The 26,418-nt window shown below is 63.0% G+C and carries 26 protein-coding genes; 20 read left to right on the forward strand and 6 right to left on the reverse strand.

What is annotated here, in order from left to right:
• The first annotated feature begins 146 nt into the window (after positions 1-146).
• From BM269_RS04455 to tatC, 18 genes are all read left to right on the forward strand, one after another.
• Positions 147-1,052, forward strand: coding sequence for an ABC transporter ATP-binding protein (locus tag BM269_RS04455; protein ID WP_090435827.1), 906 nt, complete (start codon positions 147-149; stop codon positions 1,050-1,052).
• Entirely contained in the window at positions 1,049-1,810 is a 762-nt protein-coding gene (locus BM269_RS04460; protein ID WP_090435828.1) for an ABC transporter permease, read from the forward strand. The genes BM269_RS04455 and BM269_RS04460 overlap by 4 nt, the downstream gene beginning before the upstream one ends.
• Before the next feature lie 18 nt (positions 1,811-1,828).
• Positions 1,829-2,065, forward strand: coding sequence for a BolA family protein (locus BM269_RS04465; protein WP_028103535.1), 237 nt, complete (start codon positions 1,829-1,831; stop codon positions 2,063-2,065).
• Positions 2,066-2,072: 7 nt separating this feature from the next.
• A complete protein-coding gene (murA, locus tag BM269_RS04470; protein WP_090435829.1) occupies positions 2,073-3,323 on the forward strand; it encodes a UDP-N-acetylglucosamine 1-carboxyvinyltransferase in 1,251 nt (416 codons plus the stop codon).
• Positions 3,324-3,325: 2 nt separating this feature from the next.
• Complete coding sequence (hisG, locus tag BM269_RS04475) at positions 3,326-3,973, forward strand: ATP phosphoribosyltransferase (RefSeq protein ID WP_090435830.1); 648 nt, start codon at positions 3,326-3,328, stop codon at positions 3,971-3,973.
• On the forward strand, positions 3,970-5,268 hold the full coding sequence (hisD, locus tag BM269_RS04480; protein WP_090435831.1) for a histidinol dehydrogenase: 1,299 nt from the start codon (positions 3,970-3,972) through the stop codon (positions 5,266-5,268). Before hisG ends, hisD begins: the two co-directional genes overlap by 4 nt.
• Entirely contained in the window at positions 5,265-6,140 is an 876-nt protein-coding gene (locus BM269_RS04485) for a DNA-methyltransferase (protein ID WP_090435832.1), read from the forward strand. Before hisD ends, BM269_RS04485 begins: the two co-directional genes overlap by 4 nt.
• A gap of 5 nt (positions 6,141-6,145) precedes the next feature.
• Complete coding sequence (gene hisC / locus BM269_RS04490) at positions 6,146-7,246, forward strand: histidinol-phosphate transaminase (RefSeq protein ID WP_090435981.1); 1,101 nt, start codon at positions 6,146-6,148, stop codon at positions 7,244-7,246.
• A gap of 21 nt (positions 7,247-7,267) precedes the next feature.
• Entirely contained in the window at positions 7,268-7,858 is a 591-nt protein-coding gene (gene hisB / locus BM269_RS04495; RefSeq protein WP_090435833.1) for an imidazoleglycerol-phosphate dehydratase HisB, read from the forward strand.
• A gap of 20 nt (positions 7,859-7,878) precedes the next feature.
• Complete coding sequence (gene hisH, locus BM269_RS04500; protein WP_090435834.1) at positions 7,879-8,520, forward strand: imidazole glycerol phosphate synthase subunit HisH; 642 nt, start codon at positions 7,879-7,881, stop codon at positions 8,518-8,520.
• Positions 8,521-8,536: 16 nt separating this feature from the next.
• On the forward strand, positions 8,537-9,301 hold the full coding sequence (gene hisA, locus BM269_RS04505) for a 1-(5-phosphoribosyl)-5-[(5-phosphoribosylamino)methylideneamino]imidazole-4-carboxamide isomerase (RefSeq protein WP_090435835.1): 765 nt from the start codon (positions 8,537-8,539) through the stop codon (positions 9,299-9,301).
• Positions 9,302-9,308: 7 nt separating this feature from the next.
• Positions 9,309-10,070 carry an imidazole glycerol phosphate synthase subunit HisF gene (hisF, locus tag BM269_RS04510; RefSeq protein WP_090435836.1) on the forward strand — a complete coding sequence of 254 codons (762 nt, stop codon included), beginning with the start codon at positions 9,309-9,311 and terminating at the stop codon, positions 10,068-10,070.
• A gap of 17 nt (positions 10,071-10,087) precedes the next feature.
• Positions 10,088-10,513, forward strand: a complete 426-nt coding sequence (hisI, locus tag BM269_RS04515) for a phosphoribosyl-AMP cyclohydrolase (protein ID WP_090435837.1) — start codon at positions 10,088-10,090, stop codon at positions 10,511-10,513.
• Entirely contained in the window at positions 10,510-10,839 is a 330-nt protein-coding gene (locus tag BM269_RS04520) for a phosphoribosyl-ATP diphosphatase (protein WP_090435838.1), read from the forward strand. The genes hisI and BM269_RS04520 overlap by 4 nt, the downstream gene beginning before the upstream one ends.
• Positions 10,840-10,841: 2 nt before the next feature.
• Positions 10,842-11,216: a histidine triad nucleotide-binding protein gene (locus BM269_RS04525; protein WP_090435839.1), complete on the forward strand. Its 375-nt coding sequence runs from the start codon at positions 10,842-10,844 to the stop codon at positions 11,214-11,216.
• A gap of 73 nt (positions 11,217-11,289) precedes the next feature.
• Entirely contained in the window at positions 11,290-11,523 is a 234-nt protein-coding gene (gene tatA / locus BM269_RS04530) for a Sec-independent protein translocase subunit TatA (RefSeq protein ID WP_090435840.1), read from the forward strand.
• Positions 11,524-11,529: 6 nt separating this feature from the next.
• Positions 11,530-12,027 carry a Sec-independent protein translocase protein TatB gene (gene tatB / locus BM269_RS04535; protein WP_090435841.1) on the forward strand — a complete coding sequence of 166 codons (498 nt, stop codon included), beginning with the start codon at positions 11,530-11,532 and terminating at the stop codon, positions 12,025-12,027.
• Entirely contained in the window at positions 12,028-12,786 is a 759-nt protein-coding gene (gene tatC, locus BM269_RS04540) for a twin-arginine translocase subunit TatC (protein WP_090435842.1), read from the forward strand.
• Between the two features lie 3 nt (positions 12,787-12,789).
• On the opposite strand, the gene BM269_RS04545 is transcribed toward tatC, so the two are convergent.
• From BM269_RS04545 to BM269_RS04570, 6 genes are all read right to left on the reverse strand, one after another.
• The gene (locus tag BM269_RS04545; RefSeq protein ID WP_090435843.1) at positions 12,790-13,068 is read right to left on the reverse strand and encodes a hypothetical protein; all 279 of its coding nucleotides are present in this window, start codon (positions 13,066-13,068) and stop codon (positions 12,790-12,792) included.
• A gap of 71 nt (positions 13,069-13,139) precedes the next feature.
• Positions 13,140-15,071: a DUF885 domain-containing protein gene (locus tag BM269_RS04550; RefSeq protein ID WP_090435844.1), complete on the reverse strand. Its 1,932-nt coding sequence runs from the start codon at positions 15,069-15,071 to the stop codon at positions 13,140-13,142.
• Positions 15,072-15,106: 35 nt separating this feature from the next.
• Positions 15,107-15,532 (reverse strand): hypothetical protein, encoded by a 426-nt coding sequence (locus BM269_RS04555; protein WP_090435845.1) that lies wholly within the window; start codon positions 15,530-15,532, stop codon positions 15,107-15,109.
• A complete protein-coding gene (locus tag BM269_RS04560) occupies positions 15,529-16,440 on the reverse strand; it encodes a DUF2785 domain-containing protein (RefSeq protein ID WP_090435846.1) in 912 nt (303 codons plus the stop codon). Before BM269_RS04560 ends, BM269_RS04555 begins: the two co-directional genes overlap by 4 nt.
• An 11-nt stretch (positions 16,441-16,451) precedes the next feature.
• On the reverse strand, positions 16,452-20,615 hold the full coding sequence (locus BM269_RS04565; protein ID WP_090435847.1) for a DEAD/DEAH box helicase: 4,164 nt from the start codon (positions 20,613-20,615) through the stop codon (positions 16,452-16,454).
• Positions 20,612-22,528, reverse strand: a complete 1,917-nt coding sequence (locus BM269_RS04570) for a dipeptidyl-peptidase 5 (RefSeq protein WP_090435848.1) — start codon at positions 22,526-22,528, stop codon at positions 20,612-20,614. The genes BM269_RS04565 and BM269_RS04570 overlap by 4 nt, the downstream gene beginning before the upstream one ends.
• A 75-nt stretch (positions 22,529-22,603) precedes the next feature.
• On the opposite strand from BM269_RS04570, the gene hemE reads away from it, so the two are divergent.
• Positions 22,604-23,680: a uroporphyrinogen decarboxylase gene (hemE, locus tag BM269_RS04575; protein ID WP_090435982.1), complete on the forward strand. Its 1,077-nt coding sequence runs from the start codon at positions 22,604-22,606 to the stop codon at positions 23,678-23,680.
• A gap of 725 nt (positions 23,681-24,405) precedes the next feature.
• Positions 24,406-26,415, forward strand: coding sequence for a primosomal protein N' (locus tag BM269_RS04580; RefSeq protein ID WP_090435849.1), 2,010 nt, complete (start codon positions 24,406-24,408; stop codon positions 26,413-26,415).
• Positions 26,416-26,418: the final 3 nt, after the last annotated feature.

Consider the following 26,418-nt stretch of genomic DNA (forward strand, 5'->3'; position numbering starts at 1 on the left):
GGCTGCGCCTGTCAGCACCTGACACCGGAAATCGCCGACTCGGCGAGCCCGGACCAAATTTCCAATATAATTGACCGTCTACCGCGCTTGTTGAGCGCGCGCCTTTACAACGGTCATCGTTGTCCCAGTTATCTATACAAGTAAGCATGACAGCAATCGAAATCAGCAACGTCCAGAAGCGCTACAAGGCGCTGCAGGCGCTTGGCGGCGTGTCACTGAAAATCGAAGAGGGTGAGTTCTTTGGCCTGCTTGGACCGAATGGCGCGGGCAAGACGACCCTGATCTCCATCATCGCCGGCTTGATCCGCGCCGATGCCGGCAGCGTGAAGATCCATGGCCACGATGTGGTGTCCGACTTCCGCGCAGCACGGCGCAAGTTGGGCGTGGTGCCGCAGGAACTGGTGTTCGATCCCTTCTTCACGGTGCGCGAAACGCTGCGCCTGCAGTCCGGCTACTTCGGCCTGGGCAACAACGACAAGTGGATCGACGAGGTGATGGAGGAACTCGGCCTGGCCAACAAGGCCGACACCAATATGCGCGCCCTGTCCGGCGGCATGAAGCGCCGCGTGCTGGTCGCGCAGGCGCTGGTGCACAAGCCGCCCGTCATCGTGCTGGACGAACCGACCGCGGGCGTCGACGTGGAGCTGCGGCAGACGCTGTGGAAGTTTATTTCGCGCCTGAACCGCGAAGGCCACACCATCGTGCTGACCACGCACTACCTGGAAGAGGCGCAAGCCATGTGCAAGCGCGTCGCCATGCTCAAGCTGGGCAAGGTGGTGGCGCTGGATACCATGTCGCAGCTGATCCGCCGCATCTCCGGTTCGCAACTGGTGCTGCACCTGCCGCACAACTCGCTGCCGGAAGAGCTGCGGCCGCTGCTGAACCATCCGCCGGAAGACAACAAGTACAGCCTGCGCATCAACGATTATGCGGAAGTGGAAGGCATCCTGGCGCGCCTGCGGCAGGGCGGCATCAGCATCGACGAGATGCAGTTGCAGCAAGCCGACCTGGAAGACATCTTCCTGCAAATCATGGACGAGAACATCGTATGATCACCACCGGCTTCCGCACCCTGGTCTACAAAGAGACGCTGCGCTTCTACAAGGTCGCCACGCAGACGATTGCCGCGCCAATCCTGACCGCCATGCTGTACCTGCTGATCTTCGGGCATGTGCTGTCGGGCCGGGTCGAGGTGTATCCGGGCGTGACCTACACCGCCTTCCTGATCCCGGGCCTGGTGATGATGAGCGTGTTGCAGAATTCCTTCGCCAACTCCTCGTCCTCGCTGATCCAGTCCAAGATCACCGGCAACCTGGTGTTCGTGCTGCTGACGCCCTTGTCGCATTGGGAAATTTTCTCCGCCTACGTGCTGGCCTCGATGGTGCGCGGCATCACGGTCGGTTTCGGCGTGTTCGCGATTACCGCCTGGTTCGCGCACCTGAGCTTTACAGCGCCGCTGTGGATCCTGGTGTTCGCACTGCTGGGCGCGGCCATCCTCGGCACCATGGGCCTGATCGCCGGTATCTGGGCCGAGAAGTTCGACCAGCTGGCCGCCTTCCAGAATTTCCTGATCGTGCCGCTGACCTTCCTGGCCGGCGTGTTCTATTCGATCCATTCGCTGCCGCCGTTCTGGCTGGCCATATCGCACGCGAACCCGTTCTTCTACATGATCGACGGCTTCCGCTATGGCTTCTTCGGGCAGTCCGACGTGAACCCGTGGATCAGCGTCGCCATCGTCTCCGCCTTCCTGGTGGTGCTGGCGCTGCTCGCCATCAAACTTCTGCGCAGCGGCTATCGCCTGCGCCACTGATTTATTGAGGAATTCAAAGTGACCACAACTCCAGAAGCAATCCACAGCTACATCGCTGCCGGCCTTGAATGCACCCACCTGCAAGTGGAAGGCGACGGCCAGCACTTCCAGGCCGTGATCGTGTCGCCCGCCTTTGCCGGCAAGCGCCCGATCCAGCGCCACCAGCTGGTGTATGCCGCGCTGGGTGACCGCATGCGCGAAGAGATTCATGCCCTGTCGATGAAAACCCTGACTCCAGAAGAATTCCAAGGATAAGAACAAAATGGACAAACTGCTCATCACCGGCGGCAAACGCCTGGTCGGCGACATCAAGATTTCCGGCGCCAAGAACGCTGCCTTGCCTATCCTGTGCGCCGGCCTGCTGACCGCAGGCGACCTGGAGCTGACCAATGTGCCACTGCTGCACGATGTGGCGACCATGCTCAAGCTGCTGCGCCAGACCGGCTTGTCGGTCCAGCAGGACGGCGAGAAGGTTACGCTGAACGGTTCGAAGATCGACAAGTGCGAAGCGCCGTACGAACTGGTGAAGACCATGCGCGCGTCGATCCTGGTACTGGGTCCGCTGCTGGCGCGTTTCGGCGAAGCCAAGGTGTCGCTGCCGGGCGGCTGCGCGATCGGTTCGCGCCCGGTTGACCAGCACATCAAGGGCCTGCGCGCGATGGGCGCGGACATTACCATTGACGGCGGCTATATCTACGCCAAGTGCAAGAAGCTGAAGGGCACGCGTATCGTCACCGACATGATCACCGTGACCGGCACCGAGAACCTGCTGATGGCGGCCACCCTGGCCGAAGGCGAGACCGTCCTGGAAAACGCCGCGCGCGAGCCGGAAGTGACCGACCTGGCCAACATGCTGGTGGCGATGGGCGCCAGAATCGAAGGGATCGGCACCGATCGCCTGGTGATCCAGGGCGTGCCGGAACTGCATGGCGCCAAGCACGATGTGATCTCCGACCGTATCGAAGCGGCGACCTTCCTGTGCGCGGTCGCAGCCGCCGGCGGCGACATCACCATCCGCAATACCCGCACCGACATCTTCGACGTGGCGCTGGACAAGCTGCGCGAAATGGGCGTGGAGCTGACCGTGGGCGACACCTGGATCCGCGCCAGGATGGACCAGCGCCCGAAACCGGTTTCCTTCCGCACCACCGAATACCCGGGCTTCCCGACCGATATGCAGGCGCAATTCATGGCGGTGAACCTGATCGCCGGGGGCAGCAGCAAGGTGACCGAGACGATCTTCGAGAACCGCTTCATGCACGTGCAGGAAATGAACCGCCTGGGCTCGAAGATCTCCATCGACGGCAACACCGCTTACATCGACGGCGTCGAGCAACTGATTGGCGCGCCTGTCATGGCGACCGACCTGCGCGCATCGGCCTCGCTGGTGATCGCCGGCCTGGCTGCCAAGGGCGAGACCCTGGTGGACCGCATTTACCACCTGGACCGCGGCTATGACCGCATGGAAGTGAAGCTGTCCGCCGTTGGCGCCAATATCACCCGACTTAAGTAACCATGGACCTTATCCTCGCCCTGTCGAAAGGCCGGATTTTTGAAGACACGATGCCGCTGCTGGAAGCGGCCGGCATCACCGTCACCGAAAATCCGGAAACCTCCCGCAAGTTGATCCTGCCTACTTCGGACCCTGGCATTCGCGTACTGATCGTGCGCGCATCCGACGTGCCGACCTATGTGCAGCATGGCGCGGCGGATTTCGGCGTGGCGGGCAAGGACGTCTTGCTGGAACACGGCGGCGAAGGACTGTACCAGCCGGTGGACCTGCACATCGCCAAATGCCGCATGTCGGTGGCGACGCGGGCCGGCTTCGATTACGAGACCGCGGTGCGCCAGGGCGCGCGCCTGCGCGTGGCCACCAAGTTCACCTCGATCGCGCGCGAGCACTTCGGCAAGAAGGGCGTGCACGTCGACCTGATCAAGCTGTATGGCTCGATGGAGCTGGCGCCGCTGGTCGGCCTGTCCGACGCGATTGTCGACGTGGTCTCGACCGGCAGCACGCTGCGCGCCAACCACTTGGTGGAAGTGGAAGAGATCATGGAAATTTCTTCGCGGCTGGTCGTGAACCAGGCCGCGATGAAACTGAAGCGCGCCCGCTTGCAACCGATTATTGAAGCTTTCGAACGCGCTTCGGCGTCCCGCACATGATCCGCAAACTCGACTCCACGCAAGACGACTTCCAGGAGACGCTCGACGCGCTGCTGGCCTTTGAGGCTGAAACCGATGACGCCATTGAAAGCGCCGTCGCGAAAATCATCGCGGACGTGCGCGCACGCGGCGACCAGGCGGTGCTGGAATACACCAACCGCTTCGACCGCATGAGCGCCGCCGGCATGGCCGATTTCGACATCGGCCAGCAGGAGCTGGACGCGGCACTGGCCGCCCTGCCTGCCGCGCAGCGCAGCGCGCTGCAAACCGCCGCCGACCGCATCGGCGCCTTCCACCAACGCCAGAAGCAGGAGCTGCAAGGTTTCACCTACACCGAAGCCGACGGCACCATCCTCGGCCAGCGCATTACGCCACTGGACCGCGTCGGCATCTATGTTCCCGGCGGCAAGGCCGCCTATCCTTCGTCGGTGCTGATGAATGCCGTGCCGGCCAAGGTTGCCGGCGTCGAAGAAATCATCATGGTGGTGCCGACCCCGGATGGCGTGAAGAACCAGATGGTGCTGGCCGCAGCCGCGATTGCCGGCGTAACGCGCGTGATCGGCATCGGCGGCGCGCAAGCCGTGGCCGCGCTGGCGCACGGCACCGAAACCATCCAGCCGGTCGACAAGATTGTCGGCCCGGGCAATGCCTACGTGGCAGCGGCCAAGCGCCGCGTGTTCGGCACCGTCGGCATCGACATGATTGCCGGCCCGTCCGAGATCCTGGTGATCTGCGACGGCACCACCGACCCTGACTGGGTGGCGATGGACCTGTTCTCGCAAGCGGAACACGACGAACTGGCGCAAGCCATCCTGCTGTGCCCCGACGCCGGGTACATCGCGCAAGTCGAGGCCAGCATCGCCAAGCTGCTGCCGGCCATGCCGCGCAAGGCCGTCATCGAGACCTCGCTGCGCGACCGCGGCGCGTTGGTGAAAGTGCGCGACATGGCCGAAGCCTGCGCCATTGCCAACAGCATCGCCGCCGAACACCTGGAAATTTCAGCCGAGAACCCGCAGCAGTGGGCCGAACGGATCCGCCACGCCGGCGCCATGTTCCTGGGCCGCTTCTCGTCCGAATCGCTGGGCGATTATTGCTGCGGCCCGAACCACGTGCTGCCGACCTCGCGCACCGCGCGTTTCTCGTCGCCGCTGGGCGTGTACGACTTCCAGAAGCGCTCGTCGGTGATCCACGTCAGCGAAGCCGGCGCGCAGACGCTGGGCAAGATCGCGGCCGAACTGGCCTACGGTGAAGGCTTGCAAGCGCACGCCCGCAGCGCGGAGCTGCGCCTGAAATGACCGACTGGAAGAACCAGGTCTACTGTGAGGACGCGATGGCCGGACTGGCACGCGTGCCGGATGGTGCCGTCGACCTGATCCTGACCGATCCGCCCTACAACCTGGGCAAGGATTACGGCAACACCTCCGACCAGCAGTCGATGGAAGACTATCTGGCCTGGACCGAAGCATGGATCGACGCCGCGCTGCCGAAGCTGAAGCCGAGCGGCAGCCTGTACATCTTCCTGACCTGGCGCTACTCGCCGGAGATCTTCGTCATGCTGAAAAAGCGCATGACGATGATGAACGAAATCATCTGGGACCGCCGCGTGCCTTCCATGGGCGGCAGTACCCGCAGCTTCTCGTCGGTGCACGACACCATCGGTTTCTTCGTGCGCCGTAAAGACTATTACTTCGACCTCGACGCCGTGCGTATCCCGTACGACGCCGAAACCAAGAAGGCCCGTTCGCGCTCGATCTTCGTCGGTGCGAAGTGGCTGGAAGTGGGCTACAACCCCAAGGACCTGTGGAGCGTATCGCGCCTGCACCGGGAACATGCGGAGCGGGTCGACCACCCGACGCAAAAGCCGCTGGAAATCATCGAACGCATGGTCAAGGCCAGTTGCCCGCCCGATGGCGTGGTGATGGACTTGTTCATGGGCAGCGGGACAACCGCTGTTGCCGCCCGTCGTTGCGGCCGGAATTTTGTCGGCTTTGAATTGAATCCCGAGTATTGCGACATAGCGCGGAGGCGCCTGGAGGCGCTTGCCGAAACCGGCAACCCGCCCGGGTTGGCCGTCCCGTCTGACCCGCAGGATCAGAAATCCACGCCACGCAGAGGGCGCAGGCCGAAAATGGCGCCTGTCCCGAACGAGGTTTTAGAACAGGAGTAATGCAGATGTCCCTCGACAGCCTTATCGCCAAGACGATCCGCCAGGATGTGCGTTCCGACCACATCTACCATGTGCCGGATGCCAGCGGATTTATCAAGCTGGATGCGATGGAGAATCCCTATGTGCTGCCGAGCCACCTGCATCATGAACTGGCCAACCGCATTGCCAGCGTTGCGCTGAACCGCTACCCGGTCGCCAGCTACGAAACCATCAAGCAGCGCATGCGCGCCAAGCTCGGCGTGCCCGCCGGTTATGACGTCATGCTGGGCAACGGCTCGGACGAGCTGATCGCCATCATGGCGCAAGCCTGCGCGTTGCAACCGGCGGAAGGACGCCGCGCCGTGATGATGGCGCCCGCGCCTTCCTTCGTGATGTTCCAGCGCTCCGCCATGGTGGCTGGCATGGACTTCGTCGGCGTGCCGCTGGCGGCCGACTTGACGCTCGACCTGCCTGCCATGCTGGCGGCGATCGCGCAGCACCAGCCGGCGCTGGTGTTCCTGGCCTACCCGAACAACCCGACCGGCAACCTGTTCCCGGCCGGCGATATCGAGCAAGTCATCAGAGCGTTGGGCGACAAGGGCCTGTGTGTCGTCGATGAAGCGTATGAGCCATTTGCGCAACAGAGCTTCATGGGCCGCCTGCCGGAATTCCCCAACCTGATCGTCATGCGCACATTGTCGAAACTTGGCCTGGCGGGCATCCGCCTTGGCTATATGTCGTGCGCACCAGCCCTGCTGGAACAATTCGACAAGATCCGCCCACCCTACAACGTCAACGTCCTGACCCAGGCCGCCGCCGAATTCTGCCTCGACCACCTCGAGGTCCTGAATCAGCAAGCCGCCCTGCTGCGCCAACAGCGCAGCGAGCTGTCGGCGGCACTGGCGAACTTGCCGGGTGTCAATGTTTTCCCCTCGGCGGCAAACTTCATCCTCATTCGCGTACCGAACTCCGAGCAGGCGCATGCCAAACTGTTGGAGCGCAAGGTATTGATCAAAAATGTGGGTAGAATGCACAATGTACTGGCCAACTGCCTGCGCATCACGGTCAGCACGCCCGAGGAAAACGCAATCATGCTGGACGGCTTGAAAGCCGCCCTGGCATCCTGAAGCGAAAACCAAGAGCTTTTCATGAACCGCACCGCAGAAATCACTCGCAACACCAGCGAGACCCAGGTCCGCGTTGCCATCAACCTCGATGGCACCGGCGCCCAGAAGCTGAACACGGGCGTGCCTTTCCTCGACCATATGCTGGACCAGATCGCCCGCCACGGCCTGATCGACCTCGATATCGAAGCCACCGGCGACACCCAGATCGACAACCACCACACGGTGGAAGACGTGGGCATCACGCTGGGCATGGCGGTCGCCAAGGCGATTGGCGACAAGAAGGGCATCCGCCGCTACGGCCACGCCTATGTGCCGCTGGATGAAGCGCTGTCGCGCGTCGTCGTCGACTTTTCCGGCCGCCCGGGCATCGAATACCATATCCCGTTCACCCGCGCGATGATCGGCGCGTTCGACGTCGACCTGACGCTGGAATTCTTCCGCGGCTTCGTCAACCATGCGGGCGTCACGCTGCACATCGACAACCTGCGCGGCACCAATGCGCACCACCAGTGCGAAACCGTGTTCAAGGCTTTCGGCCGCGCCCTGCGCATGGCCAGCGAGCTTGACCCGCGCGCTGCCGGCGCCATCCCGTCCACCAAAGGAAGCCTGTAACGACACTACGGCTGACTGACATGAAAAAAATCGTAGTAGTCGATTACGGCATGGGCAACCTGCGCTCCGTAGCGCAGGCATTGCGCGCAGTGGCACCCGAAGCCGAAGTGCTGATTTCCGGCGATCCGGCCGCGATTGATGCCGCCGAACGCATCGTGCTGCCCGGCCAGGGCGCCATGCGCGACTGCATGCGCAGCCTGGACGAATCGGGCGTGCGCGATGCACTGATGCGCGCCGCGGCCAGCAAGCCGATGATGGGCGTGTGCGTGGGCGAACAGATGCTGTTCGACGTCAGCGAAGAAGGCGGCAATACGCCGGGCCTGGGGCTGTTGCCCGGCAAGGTGGTGCGCTTCCAGCTCGACGGCATGCTGCAGGAAGACGGTTCGCGCTTTAAGGTGCCGCAGATGGGCTGGAACCAGGTGCGCCAACGTGCGCCGCACGCGATGTGGGAAGGCATTCCCGACCATGCGTGGTTCTACTTCGTGCACAGTTACTTCGCGCAGCCCGCCCAGGCGCAGCACAGCGCGGCGGAAACCGTGTACGGCCAGCCATTCTGCTGCGCGGTCGCCCGCGACAATATTTTTGCCACACAGTTCCACCCTGAAAAGAGTGCCGCCACCGGCCTGCAACTGTACAAAAATTTCATCCACTGGAATCCTTAACCTCAAGAACAACATCATGCTGCTCATTCCTGCTATCGACCTCAAGGATGGTCACTGCGTTCGCCTGAAACAGGGCGATATGGAACTTGCAACCGTCTTTTCCGACGACCCCGGCAAGATGGCCCGCCATTGGCTCGAGCAAGGCGCGCGCCGCCTGCACCTGGTGGACCTGAACGGTGCCTTTGCCGGCAAGCCGAAGAACGAAGGCGCCGTGAAGTCCATCCTGCGGGCCGTGCAAGACTATGCGGAAGAATTCGACCTGCCTGAAATCCCGGTGCAACTGGGCGGCGGCATCCGCGACCTCGACACCATCGAGCGCTACCTCGATGACGGCATCAGCTACATCATCATCGGCACTGCCGCCGTGAAGAGCCCCGGCTTCGTGCACGATGCCTGCGGCGCCTTCCCCGGCCACATCATCGTTGGCCTGGACGCCAAGGACGGCAAGGTGGCGACCGACGGCTGGAGCAAGCTGTCCGGCCACGAGGTGATCGACCTGGCGCAGAAGTTCGAAGGCTACGGTGTCGAATCGATCATCTACACCGACATCGGCCGCGACGGCATGATGGGCGGCGTGAACATCGAGGCCACCGTGCGCCTGGCGCAGGCGGTGCGCATCCCGGTCATCGCCTCCGGCGGCCTGCACAACCTGGGCGACGTGGAAGCCCTGTGTGCCGTGCAAGACGAAGGCATCGAAGGCGTGATCTGCGGCCGTTCGATCTATGAAGGCACGCTGGACCTGGCTTCGGCGCAGGAACGTGCCGACGAACTTTCAGAGTAAACAAAATATGCTGGCTAAACGCATCATCCCCTGCCTCGACGTGACCGATGGCCGCGTTGTGAAAGGGGTCAACTTCACCGAACTGCGCGACGCCGGCGACCCGGTGGAAATCGCACGCCGTTACGACGAGCAAGGGGCGGACGAACTGACCTTCCTCGACATTACCGCCTCGAGCGACAACCGCGACCTGATCCTGCACATCATCGAAGCCGTGGCGTCGCAAGTGTTCATCCCGCTGACCGTGGGCGGCGGCGTGCGCCAGGTGGCCGATGTGCGCCGCCTGCTGAATGCCGGCGCCGACAAGGTCAGCATGAACACCTCCGCCGTAACCAATCCGCAACTGGTGTACGAAGCATCGCAAAAGCACGGCAGCCAATGCATCGTGGTGGCGATCGACGCCAAGAACGTCGCGCCCGGCAAGTGGGAAGTGTTCACCCACGGCGGCCGCAACGCGACCGGCCTCGATGCGGTCGAATGGGCGCGCAAGATGGCCGAGCTGGGCGCCGGCGAACTGCTGCTGACCAGCATGGACCGCGACGGCACCAAGTCCGGTTTCGACCTGGGCCTGACCCGGGCCGTGAGCGATGCGGTCAACATCCCGGTGATCGCATCGGGCGGCGTGGGCGGCCTGCAAGACCTGGCCGACGGCGTCAAACTGGGCCACGCCGATGCGGTGCTGGCGGCCAGCATCTTCCACTACGGCCAGCACACCGTACAGGAAGCCAAGCAATTCATGGCGGCGCAGGGCATCCCCATGCGCCTTTCTTAAACTTCGGGGAACACACAATGGCCACCGCAATTGCAGCGAATGTCGCCAAAGCCAAATGGCTGAACAAGGTGAAGTGGGACGAGCATGGCCTGGTGCCGGTCATCGCACAGGAAGCCGGCAGCAATGATGTGCTGATGTTCGCGTGGATGAACCGGGATGCGCTCTACAAAACCGTCGAGCTGGGCGAGGCCGTTTACTGGAGCCGCTCGCGCAAGAAGCTGTGGCACAAGGGCGAAGAGTCGGGCCACGTGCAGAAAGTGCTGGAAATCCGCCTCGATTGCGACGAAGACGTGGTGCTGCTGAAGATCGAGCAGGCAGGCGATATCGCCTGCCATACCGGCCGCCATTCCTGCTTCTTCAACAAGTTCGAGAATGGCGACTGGCAGAACACCGAGCCGGTGCTGAAAGACCCTGAAGAGATTTACGCGGAAGTGAAAAAATGAGCAATGTACTGGACCGCGTGGCGGCCACCATCGAAGCGCGCAAGGGCGGCGACCCGTCGTCGTCCTACGTCGCCAAGCTGTTTTCCAAGGGCGACGATGCGATCCTGAAAAAGATCGGCGAGGAAGCCACCGAGACCGTGATGGCGGCGAAAGACGCCCGCGTCAGCGGCGATGCGTCGAAAGTGCTGTACGAATGCGCCGACCTGTGGTTCCATTCGCTGGTGCTGCTGGCGCAATTCGAGTTGTCGCCGCAGCAGGTACTTGATGAGCTGGCGCGCCGCGAAGGCTTGTCCGGCCTGGAAGAAAAAGCATCCCGTAAGGAATAATTGTGGAAAATTGCCTGTTCTGCAAGATTGCAGCCAAACAGATCCCGTCGACCGTGGTGCATGAAGACGAGGACTTGATGGTGTTTAAGGACATCCACCCGGCCGCGCCGGTACACTTGCTGATCATCCCGAAACAGCACCTGTCGACCTTGTCCGACTGCAAACCGGAGCACGCGCCCTTGCTGGGCAAGATGCTGGCGCTGGTGCCGCAACTGGCTGAGCAGCATGAGATTGCCGTTGCCTACGAGGCGGATGGCACGCCGACCCGCGGCTACAAGACCCTGATCAACAGCGGTCCGGATGGCGGCCAGGAGGTGTACCACCTGCATATGCACCTGTACGGCGGGCCGCGGCCATGGCGCGGCATGCGGACTTGAGATTATGACAAGCACATGACAGGGGCGCTTCGCGTATACTGTCCCAACGAATGATTCTTTTAGGGGTTTTGTAATGGGTTCTATGAGCATTTGGCACTGGCTGATCGTCCTGGTAGTCGTCATGCTGGTATTCGGCACCAAGAAACTGGGCAATATCGGCTCCGACCTGGGCAAGGCCGTCAAGGGCTTCAAGGATGGCGTCAAGGGCAACGAGGAAGAGAAGCCGGCACAGCCGGCTCCGCCGGCGGCCCAGGTGACCGACAAGGGCACCATCGAAGTCGAAGCCAAGGAAAAGACCAAGCAGTAATCAGCAATGATCGACCTCGGTCTTACCAAAATTGCCGTCATCGGGGTAGTGGCCCTGGTCGTCATCGGTCCTGAAAAGCTGCCCAAGGTGGCGCGCATGGCCGGGACGCTGTACGGTCGCGCCCAGCGTTACCTGAACGACGTCAAATCCGAAGTCTCGCGCGAGATGGAGTTGGACGAGCTGAAGAACCTGCGCAAGCAGGCCGAAGAAGCCGCCAGCACCTTCAAGGACGAGATGGAAAACTCCATCGGCAAGGATATGGCGGAAGTCGAGGCGGCGCTGCGCGACCAGCCGATGGCCACGCCAGCGCTGGACCTGTACACCCCGACCAACGAAGACATGGCGCGCAAGGCCAAGGATTTCCGCCGCAAGCGCGTGGTGCGCAGTGCGGCCGTGCCGCTGTGGTACAAGCAGCAGGCTGGCGTCCGCACCCACGTCATCTCCGGCGCGGCGCGCATGAAGCGCCACCGCCCCGGCAGCCGCAAGAACGCATCGTTTTTCTAAATGAGTCAACAACAACCCGTCGAAGAAACCTTCATCAGCCACCTGGTTGAGCTGCGCGATCGCCTGGTCAAGGCCAGCATCGGCATCGCGGTGGTGACGGCGCTGCTCGGCTTCGGCATCGGCCCGTCCCGGATCTATGACCTGATCGCAGCGCCGATGATTGCCGCCATGCCGGTAGGCTCGAAGATGATCGCCACCAGCGTCATCTCGCCCTTCCTGGTGCCGATGAAGGTGACGCTGCTGTTCGGCTTCATCCTGTCGCTGCCATGGGTGCTGTACCAGATGTGGGCCTTCGTGGCGCCCGGTTTGTACCAGCACGAAAAGCGCCTGGTGGCGCCGCTGGTGATCGCGTCCTCGTCGCTGTTCATGGCGGGCGTGGCGTTCTGCTACTTCCTGGTGTTCGGCAAAGTGTTCGCCTTCATCAACCAGGTCTCGCCGACCTCGATTGCGGTGATGCCGGATATCGAGAACTACCTCGACTTTGTGATGTCGATGTGCCTGGCCTTCGGCTGCGCGTTTGAAGTGCCGGTGGTGGTGGTGGTGCTGGTGCGCATGGGGCTGGTGTCCGTCGCCAAGCTGAAGGAGTGGCGCGGTTATGTGATCGTGGCCGCTTTCGTGATCGCCGCGATTGTGACCCCGCCCGATGTCGTCAGCCAGTTCTCGCTGGCTATCCCGATGTGGCTGCTGTTTGAAATTGGCGTGATCCTGTCGCCGATGTTCGTCAAGGCCACCACGGCGCCGGAAGAAAAAGCTGATTAAGGATCAAAAGAAGATCTTTACCGTATTTGCACTGACGAGTATCAGGGTAATGATATTCAAAACCCAGAGCGGCCGCATTTTCCTCGTCAGCCGCAATTCAAGTTCTGCAAGCAAAGTACGCATTTCCGCGCGCGAGATTGCCCGATCGGCATCATTCGCCACAGGTTGACTTAGCGCAAGTTTCAACGCGTCGGCATGTGCTTCGGCATGCTCGCGCAGCACACCTGCATCGACCAGCGTTTTCACGAATTGGGCTGTATCAAACCGGACCGGCATGGTCATGGCCACTCCCTTGATTCATGTTAGCAGAATCGCCCCGCGGCGCGCGCGGGGCATAGGGCAGCTTAGACCGCTTACTGCATCAACTCTTTGATCACGCGTACAGGTGCGCTGCCATAGCTCAGGAAGTCTTCGTGGAATTCCTTGAGCGAGAACTTGCTGCCCAGGGCGGCGCGGCGCTGTTCGCGCAGCTCCATGATTTCGGAGTAGCCGGAGAAATAGCTGGTGAGCTGCACCGAGGTGAGCTGCGCCCGGCGCCACTTCTCTTTGGCTTCGGCGCCGGTCTGGAAGGCCTGGCGGGTCAGCAGGTCGATCGCTTCCTGCTCCGTCATGCCCTGCACATGCACGCTGTAGTCGAGGATAGTGTTGGTCACGCTGCGCAGGTTCCACTTCGAGTACATCAGCCACATTTCAGGATCGTTGTTGCCGTAGCCTGATTCGAGCATCATGCGCTCGCTGTACACCGCCCAGCCTTCCACCATCGCGCCATTGCCGAAGATCGACTTCACGATCGACGGCGACTTGTTGGCGTACACCAGCTGCGCATAATGGCCGGGGATGGCTTCGTGCATGTTCAGGATCTGCAGGATCCAGTGGTTGTACTCGCGCAGCGTGGATTCGGCCTGCTCGGGCGTGACGTCGTCCAGTGGCGTCACGTTGTAGTAGGTGCGGTCTTGCGGGCGGTACGGGCCGGGAGCCTCGATGCTGGCGCCGGCCACGCCGCGCTGGTAGGCAGGCGTCTCGCGTACCACCAGCGGCTTGTTCGGGTCCAGCGTCAGCAGGTCGTTCTTCACCACCCAGTCCTGCAGCACGGGGATCTGGCGGCGGATCTCGGGGAAGAATTCCTCGCGCGGCACATGGTTGGACGAGAGCTTGTCGATCATCATGCCGATCTTGGCGAAGCGATCGGAAGGCTTGGCTTTGTCGGCCAGGTACTTCGGCCACAGGTCGTCCGAGATGCGGTCCATGTTCGACAGCAGTTGTTCGCGGGTCGCCAGCGCTTTCTGGTAAGTCTGTTCGGCGTTGCTGCCGGACTGGATGTCGTAGCCGAACTTCGCTTCGTACAGCTCTTTGCCGATGCGGAAGGAGCGTGCGCCGCTGACGGCCAGCGACTTGTCCAGTTCACCGAGCCAGGCGGCATACGCCTGCACGGCTACCTTGGCGGCCGCAATGCGCTGCGCGTACAGGTTCTTTTCATTGGCGTTGAGGATCGAATCCTGCGCCTGCTTGTCCAGGTCGGACAATACCGCCAGTACGCCCGGCGCCTGGTCGATGGCCAGCTTCACGTGCTCGCGGGTCGGGTTCGTGATGTTGTTGCGTGCCGCTTCGTAATACGCCGGCACGCTGCCGATGCGGCGCAGCAGGGTGCGCAAGCGCTGCGGCCTGGCCGCGTATTCGGTGTTCAGCACGAAATCGATCGGGCCGGCGACGTTGTAGATGGCCGGGTTCCATTCCCACTCGCGGAAGGTAGTCAGGTACCAGCGGTCCGAGTTCAGCTTGTTCTGCAGCAGGCCAAGGTCGCTGCGCTGTTTCGGCGACAGCTGCCTGGCGTCGATCTTGCCGAATTTTTCCAGCCATTCATTGATGAAGGCAAGCTGCTGGTCGCGGTAAGCCTGGTCGGGAACGGTCAGTTGGGCGGCGGTGTCGTACTTGCCGACCGAGATGGCGGTCTCGGGATCGATGCGCCACAGGGCACCGAGGAACTGGTTGGCCTGGCTGTCGAAAGCCTTGTCCTGGCGGCGTTCGGCCGGCATCGGCTTGCTGGCGACTGCCGATTTGGCATTGCCTGCCCTGGATTTGCCGGCATTCTTGCCAGAGGACTTGCCGCCCCGGGTGGATTTGGACGACGATTTGCCGGTTTTGCCGGGTTTGCCTTTACTGCTGGACTTCTTGCTGACGGCCGTCTTGGCCGGCGCGTTGGATTTCTTGCTCTTCGTCGCGGCGTCGACCGGCGACAGGGCCAGGCTCAACATCATCGCGGCGAGGGCGATTTTGGTTTTCATCATGTTTCAACCTATTGCTAGTGCAGCGTGGGAGAGTATCACAAGCCAAGTGCCTCCCGCGCCCGGACGGGGTCCAGGCCCCTGGCTTGCGCGGCCGCATCGGGCGGCAGCCATTGTGGAAAAGGGACTTCCTGGTTAACGTGCTTGCCGGATGCGGTGTGCAATTGCCGCACGCGCGCCAGCGCGTTGGCCGGCAGTTCGCCCGCCAATGCCGCAACGGCAGGCCACAGGCGGCGATGGACCAGCGTCAGCTTGCCCCCTAACAGGCGGCAGACCAGGATGTCGTCGTGCTCCTGCACTTCGCTCAACACCGCGAAAATGCGCTTGCCTTCAGGGTGGCCCCACCAGCTGCCCTTGATGGGGGCGCCGACGATGGCCTCCGTCAACGTAGGAGCCTTGCCGCGCGCCGATGCCAGCACGACTCCTCGCTGTTCGACGAACGTCAACGCCTGTTGCGCGTTCATCCGGCCGCTTGCTTCATGGTGCGCAGCAGCAGTGGCTTGAGGCAGTTGCGCTGGGCCTCGTGCCTGCTTTCGCTGATGTTGATGAATAGCGGCTGCAGGAAAGCGTTCAGGTTGTGCTTGCGCGCCAGCAGCGCCTGCTGCGTACTGGCGGGTGTACGTGGCGCTGCCAGTCGCGCGAACCAGGCGTCCCAATCGCTGCATTCCAGCGTCTTGGCGCGCGACAGGTAGAAGATGGGGGCCATCAGGCGTTCGCCTTCGCCGTAGTGATAGAAATGCTCGCCAGGAGGCGCAACCTGGCTGGCAATGGCGGCCAGCATCTGATCGTGCTCGGCGCGGCCAAGCGCCGGATTGAGCGAGAGCTGCAGCATGATGTCGGCGGCGTGGGCGACACCGTGGCGCCAACCTTCCTTTTCGTCGAAGCCGCGGTAGTCGCTTACACCGCGCAGGTAATCCGTCGCAGCGCCTACCAGTTGCGAGCGTTGTTCTGCGGAGAGGTAAGGCTTGACGCGGTCCATTCGCGCCACGTCTGCCAGCACCAGTGCGGCAAAGGGGCGCGCGAAGCCTTGCGGGTCGGGAGCCTGCAGTTGCGCTGTCAGGCGCGCGCGCAGCTCCTGCACCGTGGCGGTTTCCAGCTTGTCGGCGCGCATCCAGGCTTGCAGGCCTTCGAAGGCCAGTTCATCGCGCTCGACGGGATCGGGCGACGACAGGCAGGACAGCGCTTGCAGGGCCAACACCTGGCGGCGGGCGCTGTCGTCGACCTGCCATTTGGCGGCTTTGGCGGCGCGCAGTTCGGCGGCGGGGCAGGTGATGGCGGAAGCCGGCGCCGCGTGGCCCATTGCGGCGGCCAGGCAGGTCGCCGCCAGCGCGGCGCTCATCGCGGCACGGACGGAAAATGATGTCAGTCGCATAGCGTCTCCTATCAGAAGCGGCGCAAGCCTTCGTTCAGCATCGCCAGCATGTCTTCCGCGGTCATGCGTGCCGCGGTGTCGCTGCAATCGAGCAGGCTGTCGGCCAGTTCGCGCTTGTGGCCATGCAGTTCTACGATGCCTTCCTCGATTGTATTGCGTGCCACCAGGCGGTAAATGGTGACCGGCCGCAGTTGTCCCATGCGGTGCGCGCGGTCGGACGCCTGGTCTTCCACCGCAGGATTCCACCACGGGTCCATATGGATCACGTAGTCGGCTGCGGTCAGGTTGATGCCGACGCCTCCAGCTTTAAGGCTGATCAGGAACACGTCGCCTTCGCCGGCCTGGAAAGCGTCCACCGACTGCTTGCGCGCGGCCATCGGCGTGCTGCCGTCAAGGTATTGATACCGGATGCCGTTACGGTCCAGGTGGGCACGGATCAGCGACAAATGGTCGACGAACTGGCTGAATACCAGCACCTTGTGGCGGTTCTCCAGCAAGCCCTCCAGCAGGCGCGCGAAGGCAGCCAGCTTGCTCGACTCCAGCCGCAGCGTAGGCGCTACAAGGTTCGGATTGCAGCATGCGCGGCGCAGCTTCATGATCTCCGCCAGGATTTGCATCGACTTCCGGTCCGCCGGTCCTTCAATGGAAGCCAGGTTCTCAAGCGCTTCGCGGCGCAACGATTCGTACAGCGCGGTTTCTTCCGGCGACAGGTCGACTTCCAGCACGATCTCGGTGCGCGCCGGCAGTTCGGTCAACACTTGCGCCTTGGTCCGGCGCAGTATGAATGGCCCGATCAGGCGGCGCAGGCGATTGCGGGCGCCGACTTCCGCGCGGTGATCCTGCTGGCGTTCGATCGGCCCGGCAAAGCGCAGGTTGAACTGTTCATGACTGCCCAGCAGGCCCGGATTGATGAAGCGGAACAGGTTCCACAGCTCTCCCAGGTGGTTTTCCAGCGGCGTGCCGGTGGCCACCATCTTGAAGTCGCCCTTCAGCGCCATCACCGCCTGCGAGCGCTTGGTGGCTGCGTTCTTGATGTTCTGCGCTTCGTCCAGCACGATGGTGTGCCATGTCGGCTTGGTGAAGCGCTCGGATTCCAGTTGCAGCAGGCCGTAGCTGGTGATCACCAGGTCGAACGGGCCGGCGTTGCGGACGATGTCGTCGCGGTCGCCGGTGGCATACATCTTCACGTTGAGCGTAGGTGCAAAGCGCGCAGCTTCGCTGGCCCAGTTCAGGCACACCGAAGTCGGGGCCACCACCAGCGTCGGTCCTTGCGGTGCGCGCAGCAGGGCCAGGGCCAAGGCCTGTAAAGTCTTGCCCAGGCCCATGTCGTCGGCCAGGCAGGCGCCAACGCCCCAGTGCGCGAGGCGGGCCAGCCATTCGAAGCCTGCCAACTGGTAGTCGCGCAACTCGGCCTGCAGGGTGCTTGGCAATTGCGGCGTGTAGCTGGCGCTGGCTTCGATGCGTTGCAGGTGCTCGCGCCACATGGCGTCCGCCTCCACCATGCCCACGTCGTTGGCCAGTTCTTCCAGCACGAAGGCGGCCAGGCGATGCACCTTCACGCCGGCGTCGTCGTCCTCGCCATAGCCGGCCAATTCGGACAGGCGGCGGTGCAGCTCCTCCGACAGCGCGAGGAATTCCTTGTCGCCCAGCGCGATGAAGCGGCTCTTGCCGGCGCGGATCATGTCCAGCAGCGAGCGCAAGTCCAGCACGCGGTCCTCGTCGACCACCAACTGGCCGCTGGCGGAGAACCAGTCCTTCTTGCTCTTGATGTTCAGGCGCAGCTGCTTGCTGTACACCGGCTTGGTGAGACGGAAGGTTTCACCTTCAGGCCATGCCAGCACCACCTTGTCGGCGCCCTGCTCCTGCAACTCGGCCAGCAACTGCAGGCAGAGCGCTGGCTCGCCCAGCAGCCATTCGCCATGCTCCTCGGTGGCCTGTTCCAGCACTTCGCACTTGAGTACCAGCTGGCGCTCGGCATCGCGTTCGCCGGCCAGGCTGCGGCGTGCCTGTACCGAGCGGCCATTGACGTCCGCAATGACGTTTTCAGCGCCGGCACCTGGTGCGTAATAAGGCCCCGCATCGCGCAGTGGACGTACCTGGACCTGCATCTTCAGGCCTTGCTGGTAAGGCAGGAGGTGGATATGCAGGCGAGGATCGGCATCGCACTGCTCCGTGTTCGCCGCACCGCCGCCGATATCGGACTGCACGGTCACCATCGAGGACACGGCGCCAATGGCCTGCAGCACCTGGTCCTTTGCATGCTCGGGCACCGTCAGCCCATCGCCGACGATGGCTGCGATGCGGCGATGTTCGTCCTGCACGCTGACCACGCGCAGGCGGTTGGGCGCCTCTCTGACCACGATCACATTGGCGTTCACGTTTTCGATGGCTGGGTGCAGCGCAAGGTGCAACTGGCCCTGGTGGGTACGGATCAGCAATTCCGGCGCGCCTGCCAGCAGTTCGACGCGGGTATCCGGCGCATCCATCCAGAACACCAGCGGGTGGCCGACCAGGGCGAGCACCGCCTGGTCGATGTCGATGTCGTAGCGCAGGCCGGAAGAATAAGCCTGGCGCGACGGCATGATGGCGCTGCTGATGCGCATGTCCTGCGGTGTCAGGAACTCCATCTGCGCAGCGTCGTCGCGCAAGCGCTTGAATGCTACCGGGCGTGCCTTGCCCCAAGCGCCGCGCATATCGCGTTTCTGTTCGCGCGCTTCGATTTCGGCGACGCCCTGGCGTTCGCCGTAACTGATCGTCCAGACCAGGCGCATTTCGCCGCCCGCCTCGGCGCCGCCCTGCTGCAGGTTGATCAGGGCTGCCAACTGGCGCTGCCATGCTTCCTGCCGCTCGAACCAGGTGGCCATGTCGCCAAAACCAAACTGCTCGCGCAAGGCCGCTGCGCGTCCCGCCGCGGCCTCGTCGCCAAGATGCCCCAGCAAGCTTTCCGCACCGGCTGCCAGCAGCATGAAGCCGGCCGCTTCCGCCGCCTGCGCCAGGTCCTGCAGTTCCGCGCGGCGTTGCTTCAAATGCGGCAGCGCGAGCCAGTAATACAGCATGCATTGGAACATTTGCGCCTGCAGTGACGCCTCCCAGGCGCGCTGGGCCACCAGGTCGGCCTGCATGGTACCGGCGCGGATCTGGCGCAGCATGCTCAGTTGCTGGTAGACCGCGCTGTCGGCACTGTGCTGGGCATGCACCGCCACGTCGAGGTAGCTTTCCGCCCCTTTCAGGTGCTTGGCATCGCCGCTGCGCAGCAGCGCCACGATGTACAGGTGGCCGGCAATACCCTGGAACAGGTGCTTGCGCTTGCCGGATTCGCGGCGGATCGATTTCAGGGCAGCTTCAAAGCCGCTCACCGCGGCTGCCACGTCGCCGCGCAGCAGCAGCACGGCGCTGGAGAAGCATTGCACCAGCGCGCCCTCCATGCCTTCCAGGTAACGCATGGCGTCGGCCAGCCTGCCGCACACGATCGCATGTTCCGCCATTGCCAGCCGCAATGCGGGGCCGACCGGCTGTTCGGCAGCCTGGCGGCGCTGCACGTGGCGCTCCGCGTAACCGCGCACCAGCGGCGCCAGGCCGGGCTCGCGCTGGGTGTGCTGCACCAGCAGCATCAGCACATCGTCCTGCAGGGACGGATGCACCAGGAGCAGCATGCCTGCTTCAAAGGGACGCGTGAAGATGTCGACAATCGGGTGCAGTTGCGCCGCCTCGTAGCACACCATGCAGGCGGCCAGCAACGGCATGACGTCCTGCGGCGGGCGGCCGCGCAACATGGCCATGCGCAGGCGCGCCACGCCGTGGCGGTAGCTGCGCGGCTCGTAGGCGCCGTTCCAGTTCTGGCGCATCGGGTTCAGCGACTCGTAGGCCTGGCAGATATCGTCCAGCAGGTGGGCGCCGATGGCGGCGCGGATCGCCGGCCAGCGCAGGCGGGCGTTGCAGACATAGCCGCGCCCCATCACGGCGCTGGTGAAGGCCAGCCGTTCCAGCTTGAGCAGCGGGTCGTCCAGCGTCAGCGTATTGAACGGCTGGCCGTTTGCGTCGCGGACGCCGGCAGCGACAATGTGATCGAGGATGGCGGTGCGGCCGAGCGGGTCGCCCACCAGCGCCAGCAACGCCAGGATGGCTTTTTCAGGCTGTTCGAGGACCTCGAATTCCGCCAGCAGGGTGTCGCTCATCCGCGCAAGCCAAACATGTGTTGGTAGAAGTCCAGCTCCGCATGCAGCGTGCGTACGATGGTGTCGGCCTTGCGGAAGCCGTGGCCTTCGCCTTCCAGTTCAACATACGTTACCGGAATGCCGCGCTGGCGCAATGCGTTCACCATGGCTTGCGATTGCTGCGGCGGCACGACCTTGTCGTCCAGGCCCTGGAAAAAGATCATCGGGCGCGACAGGCGATGGGTATGGTTGATCGGGGAGCGCTCGGCATACACCGCCTCGGCCCGCGCCTTGGGAGCGATCAGGTATTCGTTGTAATGCGATTCGAATTTATGCGAGTCGTCGTCCAGTCCTTTCAGGTCGGACACGCCGTAATAACTGGCGCCCAGCCTGAATACATCGTGGAAGGTCAGCGCGCACAGCGTGGTCAGGCCGCCAGCGCTGCTGCCGCGGATGATCAGGCGTTCGCCGTCTGCCAGGCCTTGCGCAAGCAGGTGGCGCGCGCCGGCGATGCAGTCTTCCACATCGACGATGCCCCACTGGCCCTGCAGCGCATCGCGAAAGGCGCGGCCGAAGCCGGTGCTGCCGCCGTAGTTCACGTCCAGCACGCCGAAACCGCGGCTGGTCCAGAACTGCGTCTTCAGGTTGAGGGTGCTGGCCGCCATGCCGGTTGGGCCGCCGTGGCTGATCACGATGGCCGGCGGTTTTTCGCCTTGCGGTGCGCGCACGTCCCGGTTGGTGGGTGGATAGAAAAAGGCATAAGCCGTGCGGCCGTTGGCGCTTCGATAGCTGATGCTTTCGGGGACGGACAGGTAGCCCGGCGCCGGCAAGCTGGAGATCGAGCATTCAAGTACTTCGCGCTCTCCGCTCGCCAGGTCGATGCGGGCGATCTCCGGGGCGATGGTCGGGCTGCCTGCCAGCACCACCAGGTATCCCTCGCCTACGCGCAGTTCGCGGATTTCCTGGTATGGCGTGGCGATCGGCTCCGGGACCGTGCTGCCGGCGCGCAGGCGCGCCAGCTTGCTGACGCCTTGCTCAATATAGCTGCAGACGATTGCACCACCCGCGCCGAAGCCGTACAGCGAATTGCCGAAGGTCCAGTGCGGGGTCGCAAACTCCGCCGCCATCGGGCACAGCGCCTCGACCGCGCTGGCCGCGCCGCCCGCAGCCTCGCGCAGGCAGTACAGGTTCCACCAGCCGCTGCGGTCCGAAACGAAGTGCAGCACCCCCGCAGGCGACCATTCAGGCTGGCAGATCGATTCCTGCGGCCCGCCGGCCACGCGTGAAGGCGTGCCGAGCCGGCCATCGGCCTCGACATCGGCTATCCACAGCTCGGTGCCCTGCCACGGCATGCGCGGGTGGTCCCACGAGATCCAGGCCAGACGACGGCCGTCCGGCGACAACCGTGGCGAAGAATAGAAGTCATTCCCCATCACGAGCACGCGCTCGCCGCCATCGAAGCCCACCGCGCAAATCGTATTCACCGGCTGCGCATGCGAGCCGTCATGCTCCGGGTGCTGCTCCCGCACCGCGATCAGCCGCGCATGGGCGGTGTCAAATATGAAATCCGCGAAGCGCTGGCGGCCCGGCGAGGTGAATGCCTGCGCTGCGCCATCCGGCGCAAGGCGGTACAGGCGGTTGTCGGCATGGTGCGAGAACACCAGCACGCCGTCGGCAACGGCGTAGGCGCCGCCGCCATATTCATGGACGCGGTTACGCACGTTGAACGGCATCGGCGTCACTTCGGCGGTGGCGGCAAGAGCCGGCCGGCGCATCAGGGTGGTCCGTCCCGCTTCGGCCGAGCGTCCGGCCAGCCAATAGATGTCGGTCCCGTCCAGGATCACCGACGACAGCGTCGTGGCGCCCGCAGCGACCATCTCGGCGCTGATCGGTGATGGCCAGGCGCCAAAAGGCGCGGTGGAGGAGGATGTCATGGGCGCTCCGAAACGCGTAAAAACAGGGCAGGGATGCGATAATAACGCCTTTCTCCCTGCTTTAGATTGTCTTTCATGCCACAATTTGCCCCGCTGAAGAACGACACCTTCCTGCGTGCGCTGCTGCGCCAGCCGACCGAATACACCCCGGTGTGGCTGATGCGCCAGGCAGGACGCTACCTGCCTGAATACCGCGCGACGCGCCAGAAGGCGGGCTCCTTCATGGGCCTGGCAACCAATCCGGACCTGGCAACCGAAGTCACGCTGCAGCCGATCGACCGCTACCCACTGGACGCGGCCATCCTGTTTTCCGACATCCTGACGGTGCCCGATGCGATGGGCCTGGGCCTGTATTTCGTGGAAGGCGAGGGCCCGAAATTCGAGCGCCCGCTGAAGACCGAGGAAGACGTCAAGGCACTGCAGCTGCCGCCGGCAGGTTCGCTGGACTACGTATTCAATGCCGTGACGCAGATCCGCACCGAGCTGAATGGCCGCGTGCCGCTGATCGGCTTCTCCGGCAGCCCATGGACGCTGGCTTGCTATATGGTGGAAGGCCAGGGCTCGCGCGAGTTCCACACCATCAAGAAGATGATGTATGCGCGCCCGGACCTGATGCATCACATCCTGGACGTGAACGCCCGCGCGGTCGCCGCCTACCTGAACGCCCAGATCGACGCCGGCGCGCAAGCCGTGATGATCTTCGACTCCTGGGGTGGTGCGCTGGCCGACGGCGCCTACCAGCAGTTCTCCCTGCAATACATGCAGCGGGTCGTGAGCCTGCTGAAGCGCGAAAAAGATGGTGTGAAGATCCCGGCCATCGTGTTCACCAAAGGCGGCGGCCACTGGGCTGAGGAAATCGCCGCGATCGGCGCCGATGCCATGGGCCTGGACTGGACCGCCAACCTCGGCAAGATCCGCGCACTGGTGGGCCACCAGATGGCCCTGCAGGGCAATATCGATCCGTCCATCCTGTTCGCCAATCCGGAACAGATCGCTGCCGAAGTGCGCCGCGTGCTCGATTGCTACGGCCCGCACAATACGGGCCATGTATTCAACCTGGGCCACGGCATTTCCCAGTTCACCCCGCCGGAATCGGTGACGGTGCTGGTGGAGACGGTCCACAGCCACAGCCGCAAGCTGCGCGGCGGCTGAAACCTGTCGTCCCGGTCCAAAGGGCGCTGCGGCGCCCTTTTTTATTTCGTGCAGAAGCGACTTATGCACAAAAATTTTTACTGCGGAAATAAGAGGCAGCCACAAATGCCCTCCTCTCAGCGTATTCGCAAGCTATTGATTTTAAACAGATTATTTTTCACTGCTTTTGTCAATGTTTTGGGTTTTGTAAACCTTATCCCAAGGTGCAAGCGAGCTTGTCGGGTCATTCTCCACAAAGTTATCCACAAAAACTGTGGAAAAAAGTCAAAAGTACTTTGTAAACCGGCACTTAGTAGGAATTTGTAGGAATTGTCTTAGCGTCATGTTGCATTGCATGATATTTCGCTAAGACTTTCAGTGGTGAAAGCAGTTGAGGAAACACAAACCCTGTCCCGCATGCCTGTGTACAATGCTTGGCTTGATGTTGTGGCGCACCAGGCACGTTTTCCACGCAAAAAGCGAAAAAAACTGCTTGATTTCGAGGAAAAACTGCTCCTTAAATGGTGCACTTATACACAGAGCGCGGAAAAATATGCACTTTCTGGCCCTCCTAGGATGGCTCTCGTAAGTAATTGAATTAAAAGGGGAAAAATCGGCCTATTTGGGTGGACTCCCCCGGATTGCAAGCTGGAGGTTAGTGCTTGCTCAGGATTCCAGCCCCTTTGTTCACAAAGTTATCCCCAGATTCTGTGGATAGTTGAAAAACCCTCAATTGATGGCCCTGGATGGCGCACTGCATTCTCCGAATTGCCTTGGACACGCCGCTTGACGCGGTTTTTGATTACCGCTGGGTTTGCGAAAAATCAAACCGGCCGCGTGTAGGACAATTGGCAATGGTGCCCTTTGGTCCGCGCGAAGTAGTCGGGCTGATCGTGGATATCCTCGAAGAAACAGATGTTCCCGAGGAAAAGCTGAAAGCCGCGCTGGCCGTGCGCAGCCAGTTGGCGCCGCTCTCCCCGCAATGGCTGGCATTGGCCGGCTTTGCCGCCGAGTACTACCAGCGTCCACTGGGCGAAGTTGCCTTGCCCGGCCTGCCCAAGAACCTGCGGGTGAGCAGCACTGTTGCGCTGGACCGCGCGATCAAGAAGCTGGCCAAGCTGGAACAGCCGCACGACCCGGCGCCGGCCAATGTGCCGGCGCCGAATGCGGGCCAGCAGGCGGCTGCCGACGCCATCGTCGGAGCGCAGGGCTTCGCGCCTTTCCTGCTGTATGGGGTGACTGGCAGCGGCAAGACCGAGGTTTACCTGCAGGCCTGCGCGCAAGTGCTGGCGCGCGAGCCGCAGGGCCAGGTACTGGTGCTGGTGCCCGAGATCAACCTGACGCCGCAACTGGAAACCAATATCCGCAACCGCTTCCCCGGCGTGATGCTGTCCACCTTGCACAGCCGCCTGTCGGAAGGCGAGCGCATGCTGCACTGGCTGGCTGCGCACGAAGGCAAGGCGCGCATCGTGCTGGGCACGCGCCTGTCCATCCTGGCCTCGATGCCGCACCTGAAGATGATCGTGATCGATGAAGAACACGATCCTTCGTATAAGCAGCAGGAAGGCTTGCGCTACTCCGCACGCGACCTTGCCGTGTGGCGCGCCCACCAGCTCCAGATTCCTGTGGTGCTGGGTTCCGCCACGCCGTCCCTGGAAAGCTGGCACCACGCGCTGAAAGGCCGCTACCGCAAGCTGGAATTGCGCCAACGCGCGGTGCAGCAGGCGGTGCTGCCTTCGGTGAAGCTGATCGACACCTCGCGCCGTCGCGGGCAGGAAGGCTTGACCGAGCAACTGGTGGAGGCGATCAGGCTGCGCATGGAGCGCGGCGAGCAATCCTTGCTGTTCCTGAACCGGCGCGGCTATTCGCCGGTGATCACCTGCGAATCATGCGGCTGGGTCAGCGAATGCAAGCGCTGCACGGCTTTGATGGTGCTGCATAAATCGGATTACCGCCTGCGCTGCCACCACTGCAGCCTGGAGATGCGCATCCCGCGCCATTGCCCCACGTGCGGCAATATCGACCTGCAGCCGCTGGGGCGCGGTACGCAGCGCATCGAGGAAAGCTTGCAGGAACTGTTCCCGCAAGCGCGGGTGCTGCGCATCGACGCCGACAGCACGCGCCGCAAGGGCAGCGCGCAAGAAGCATTCGACAGCGTGCACCGGCAGGAAGTGGATATCCTGGTCGGCACGCAGATGGTCGCCAAGGGGCACGACTTCAAGAACCTGACGCTGGTGGGCATCATGAATCCGGACAGCTCGCTGTTCTCGCAGGATTACCGCGCCAGCGAGCGCCTGTTCGCGCAGTTGATGCAGGTGGCGGGCCGCGCCGGACGACAGGGCGGTAGCGAGAGCGAGGTGCTGGTGCAGACCAGCTATCCGGAACATCCGCTGTTCTCGGCGCTGGTGGCGCATGATTACGACTACTTCGCCAACTCGCTGCTTGGCGAGCGCGAAGTGGCTGGCCTGCCGCCCTACCTGTACCAGGCCATCCTGCGCGCGGAGGCGCGCGAGCTGGCGCTGGCGCTGGAATTCCTGCGCGGTGCGCGCGACCTGGTGCAGCATGGCGGCATCACGATCAACGACCCGATCCCGATGAGCATGGCGCGCGTGCACAATATGGAGCGCGCGCAGTTGCTGGTGGAGTCGCCCTCCCGCCCGGCGCTGCAGGCATTCCTGAAAGAGTGGATGCAGGCGCTGCGCGAGCAGAAAGCCCGCATCAAGTGGTCGCTTGAAGTCGATCCGGTCGATATTTGAAAC

It is taken from the genome of Duganella sp. CF458, assembly GCF_900113115.1.
Lineage (GTDB): Bacteria > Pseudomonadota > Gammaproteobacteria > Burkholderiales > Burkholderiaceae_D > Rugamonas.

Coding starts and splice junctions, on each gene's coding strand:
- BM269_RS04560 (WP_090435846.1), bottom strand. CDS start 16,440: ATGCGACTGACATCATTTTCCGTCCGTGCCGCGATGAGCGCCGCGCTG.
- BM269_RS04550 (WP_090435844.1), bottom strand. CDS start 15,071: ATGATGAAAACCAAAATCGCCCTCGCCGCGATGATGTTGAGCCTGGCC.
- hisH (WP_090435834.1), top strand. CDS start 7,879: ATGAAAAAAATCGTAGTAGTCGATTACGGCATGGGCAACCTGCGCTCC.
- tatC (WP_090435842.1), top strand. CDS start 12,028: ATGAGTCAACAACAACCCGTCGAAGAAACCTTCATCAGCCACCTGGTT.
- BM269_RS04570 (WP_090435848.1), bottom strand. CDS start 22,528: ATGACATCCTCCTCCACCGCGCCTTTTGGCGCCTGGCCATCACCGATC.
- tatA (WP_090435840.1), top strand. CDS start 11,290: ATGGGTTCTATGAGCATTTGGCACTGGCTGATCGTCCTGGTAGTCGTC.
- BM269_RS04565 (WP_090435847.1), bottom strand. CDS start 20,615: ATGAGCGACACCCTGCTGGCGGAATTCGAGGTCCTCGAACAGCCTGAA.
- hisC (WP_090435981.1), top strand. CDS start 6,146: ATGTCCCTCGACAGCCTTATCGCCAAGACGATCCGCCAGGATGTGCGT.
- hisG (WP_090435830.1), top strand. CDS start 3,326: ATGGACCTTATCCTCGCCCTGTCGAAAGGCCGGATTTTTGAAGACACG.
- BM269_RS04580 (WP_090435849.1), top strand. CDS start 24,406: ATGGCGCACTGCATTCTCCGAATTGCCTTGGACACGCCGCTTGACGCG.
- hisF (WP_090435836.1), top strand. CDS start 9,309: ATGCTGGCTAAACGCATCATCCCCTGCCTCGACGTGACCGATGGCCGC.
- murA (WP_090435829.1), top strand. CDS start 2,073: ATGGACAAACTGCTCATCACCGGCGGCAAACGCCTGGTCGGCGACATC.
- BM269_RS04520 (WP_090435838.1), top strand. CDS start 10,510: ATGAGCAATGTACTGGACCGCGTGGCGGCCACCATCGAAGCGCGCAAG.
- hisA (WP_090435835.1), top strand. CDS start 8,537: ATGCTGCTCATTCCTGCTATCGACCTCAAGGATGGTCACTGCGTTCGC.
- BM269_RS04555 (WP_090435845.1), bottom strand. CDS start 15,532: ATGAACGCGCAACAGGCGTTGACGTTCGTCGAACAGCGAGGAGTCGTG.
- hisI (WP_090435837.1), top strand. CDS start 10,088: ATGGCCACCGCAATTGCAGCGAATGTCGCCAAAGCCAAATGGCTGAAC.
- BM269_RS04455 (WP_090435827.1), top strand. CDS start 147: ATGACAGCAATCGAAATCAGCAACGTCCAGAAGCGCTACAAGGCGCTG.
- BM269_RS04460 (WP_090435828.1), top strand. CDS start 1,049: ATGATCACCACCGGCTTCCGCACCCTGGTCTACAAAGAGACGCTGCGC.
- hemE (WP_090435982.1), top strand. CDS start 22,604: ATGCCACAATTTGCCCCGCTGAAGAACGACACCTTCCTGCGTGCGCTG.
- hisB (WP_090435833.1), top strand. CDS start 7,268: ATGAACCGCACCGCAGAAATCACTCGCAACACCAGCGAGACCCAGGTC.
- BM269_RS04545 (WP_090435843.1), bottom strand. CDS start 13,068: ATGACCATGCCGGTCCGGTTTGATACAGCCCAATTCGTGAAAACGCTG.
- BM269_RS04485 (WP_090435832.1), top strand. CDS start 5,265: ATGACCGACTGGAAGAACCAGGTCTACTGTGAGGACGCGATGGCCGGA.
- hisD (WP_090435831.1), top strand. CDS start 3,970: ATGATCCGCAAACTCGACTCCACGCAAGACGACTTCCAGGAGACGCTC.
- tatB (WP_090435841.1), top strand. CDS start 11,530: ATGATCGACCTCGGTCTTACCAAAATTGCCGTCATCGGGGTAGTGGCC.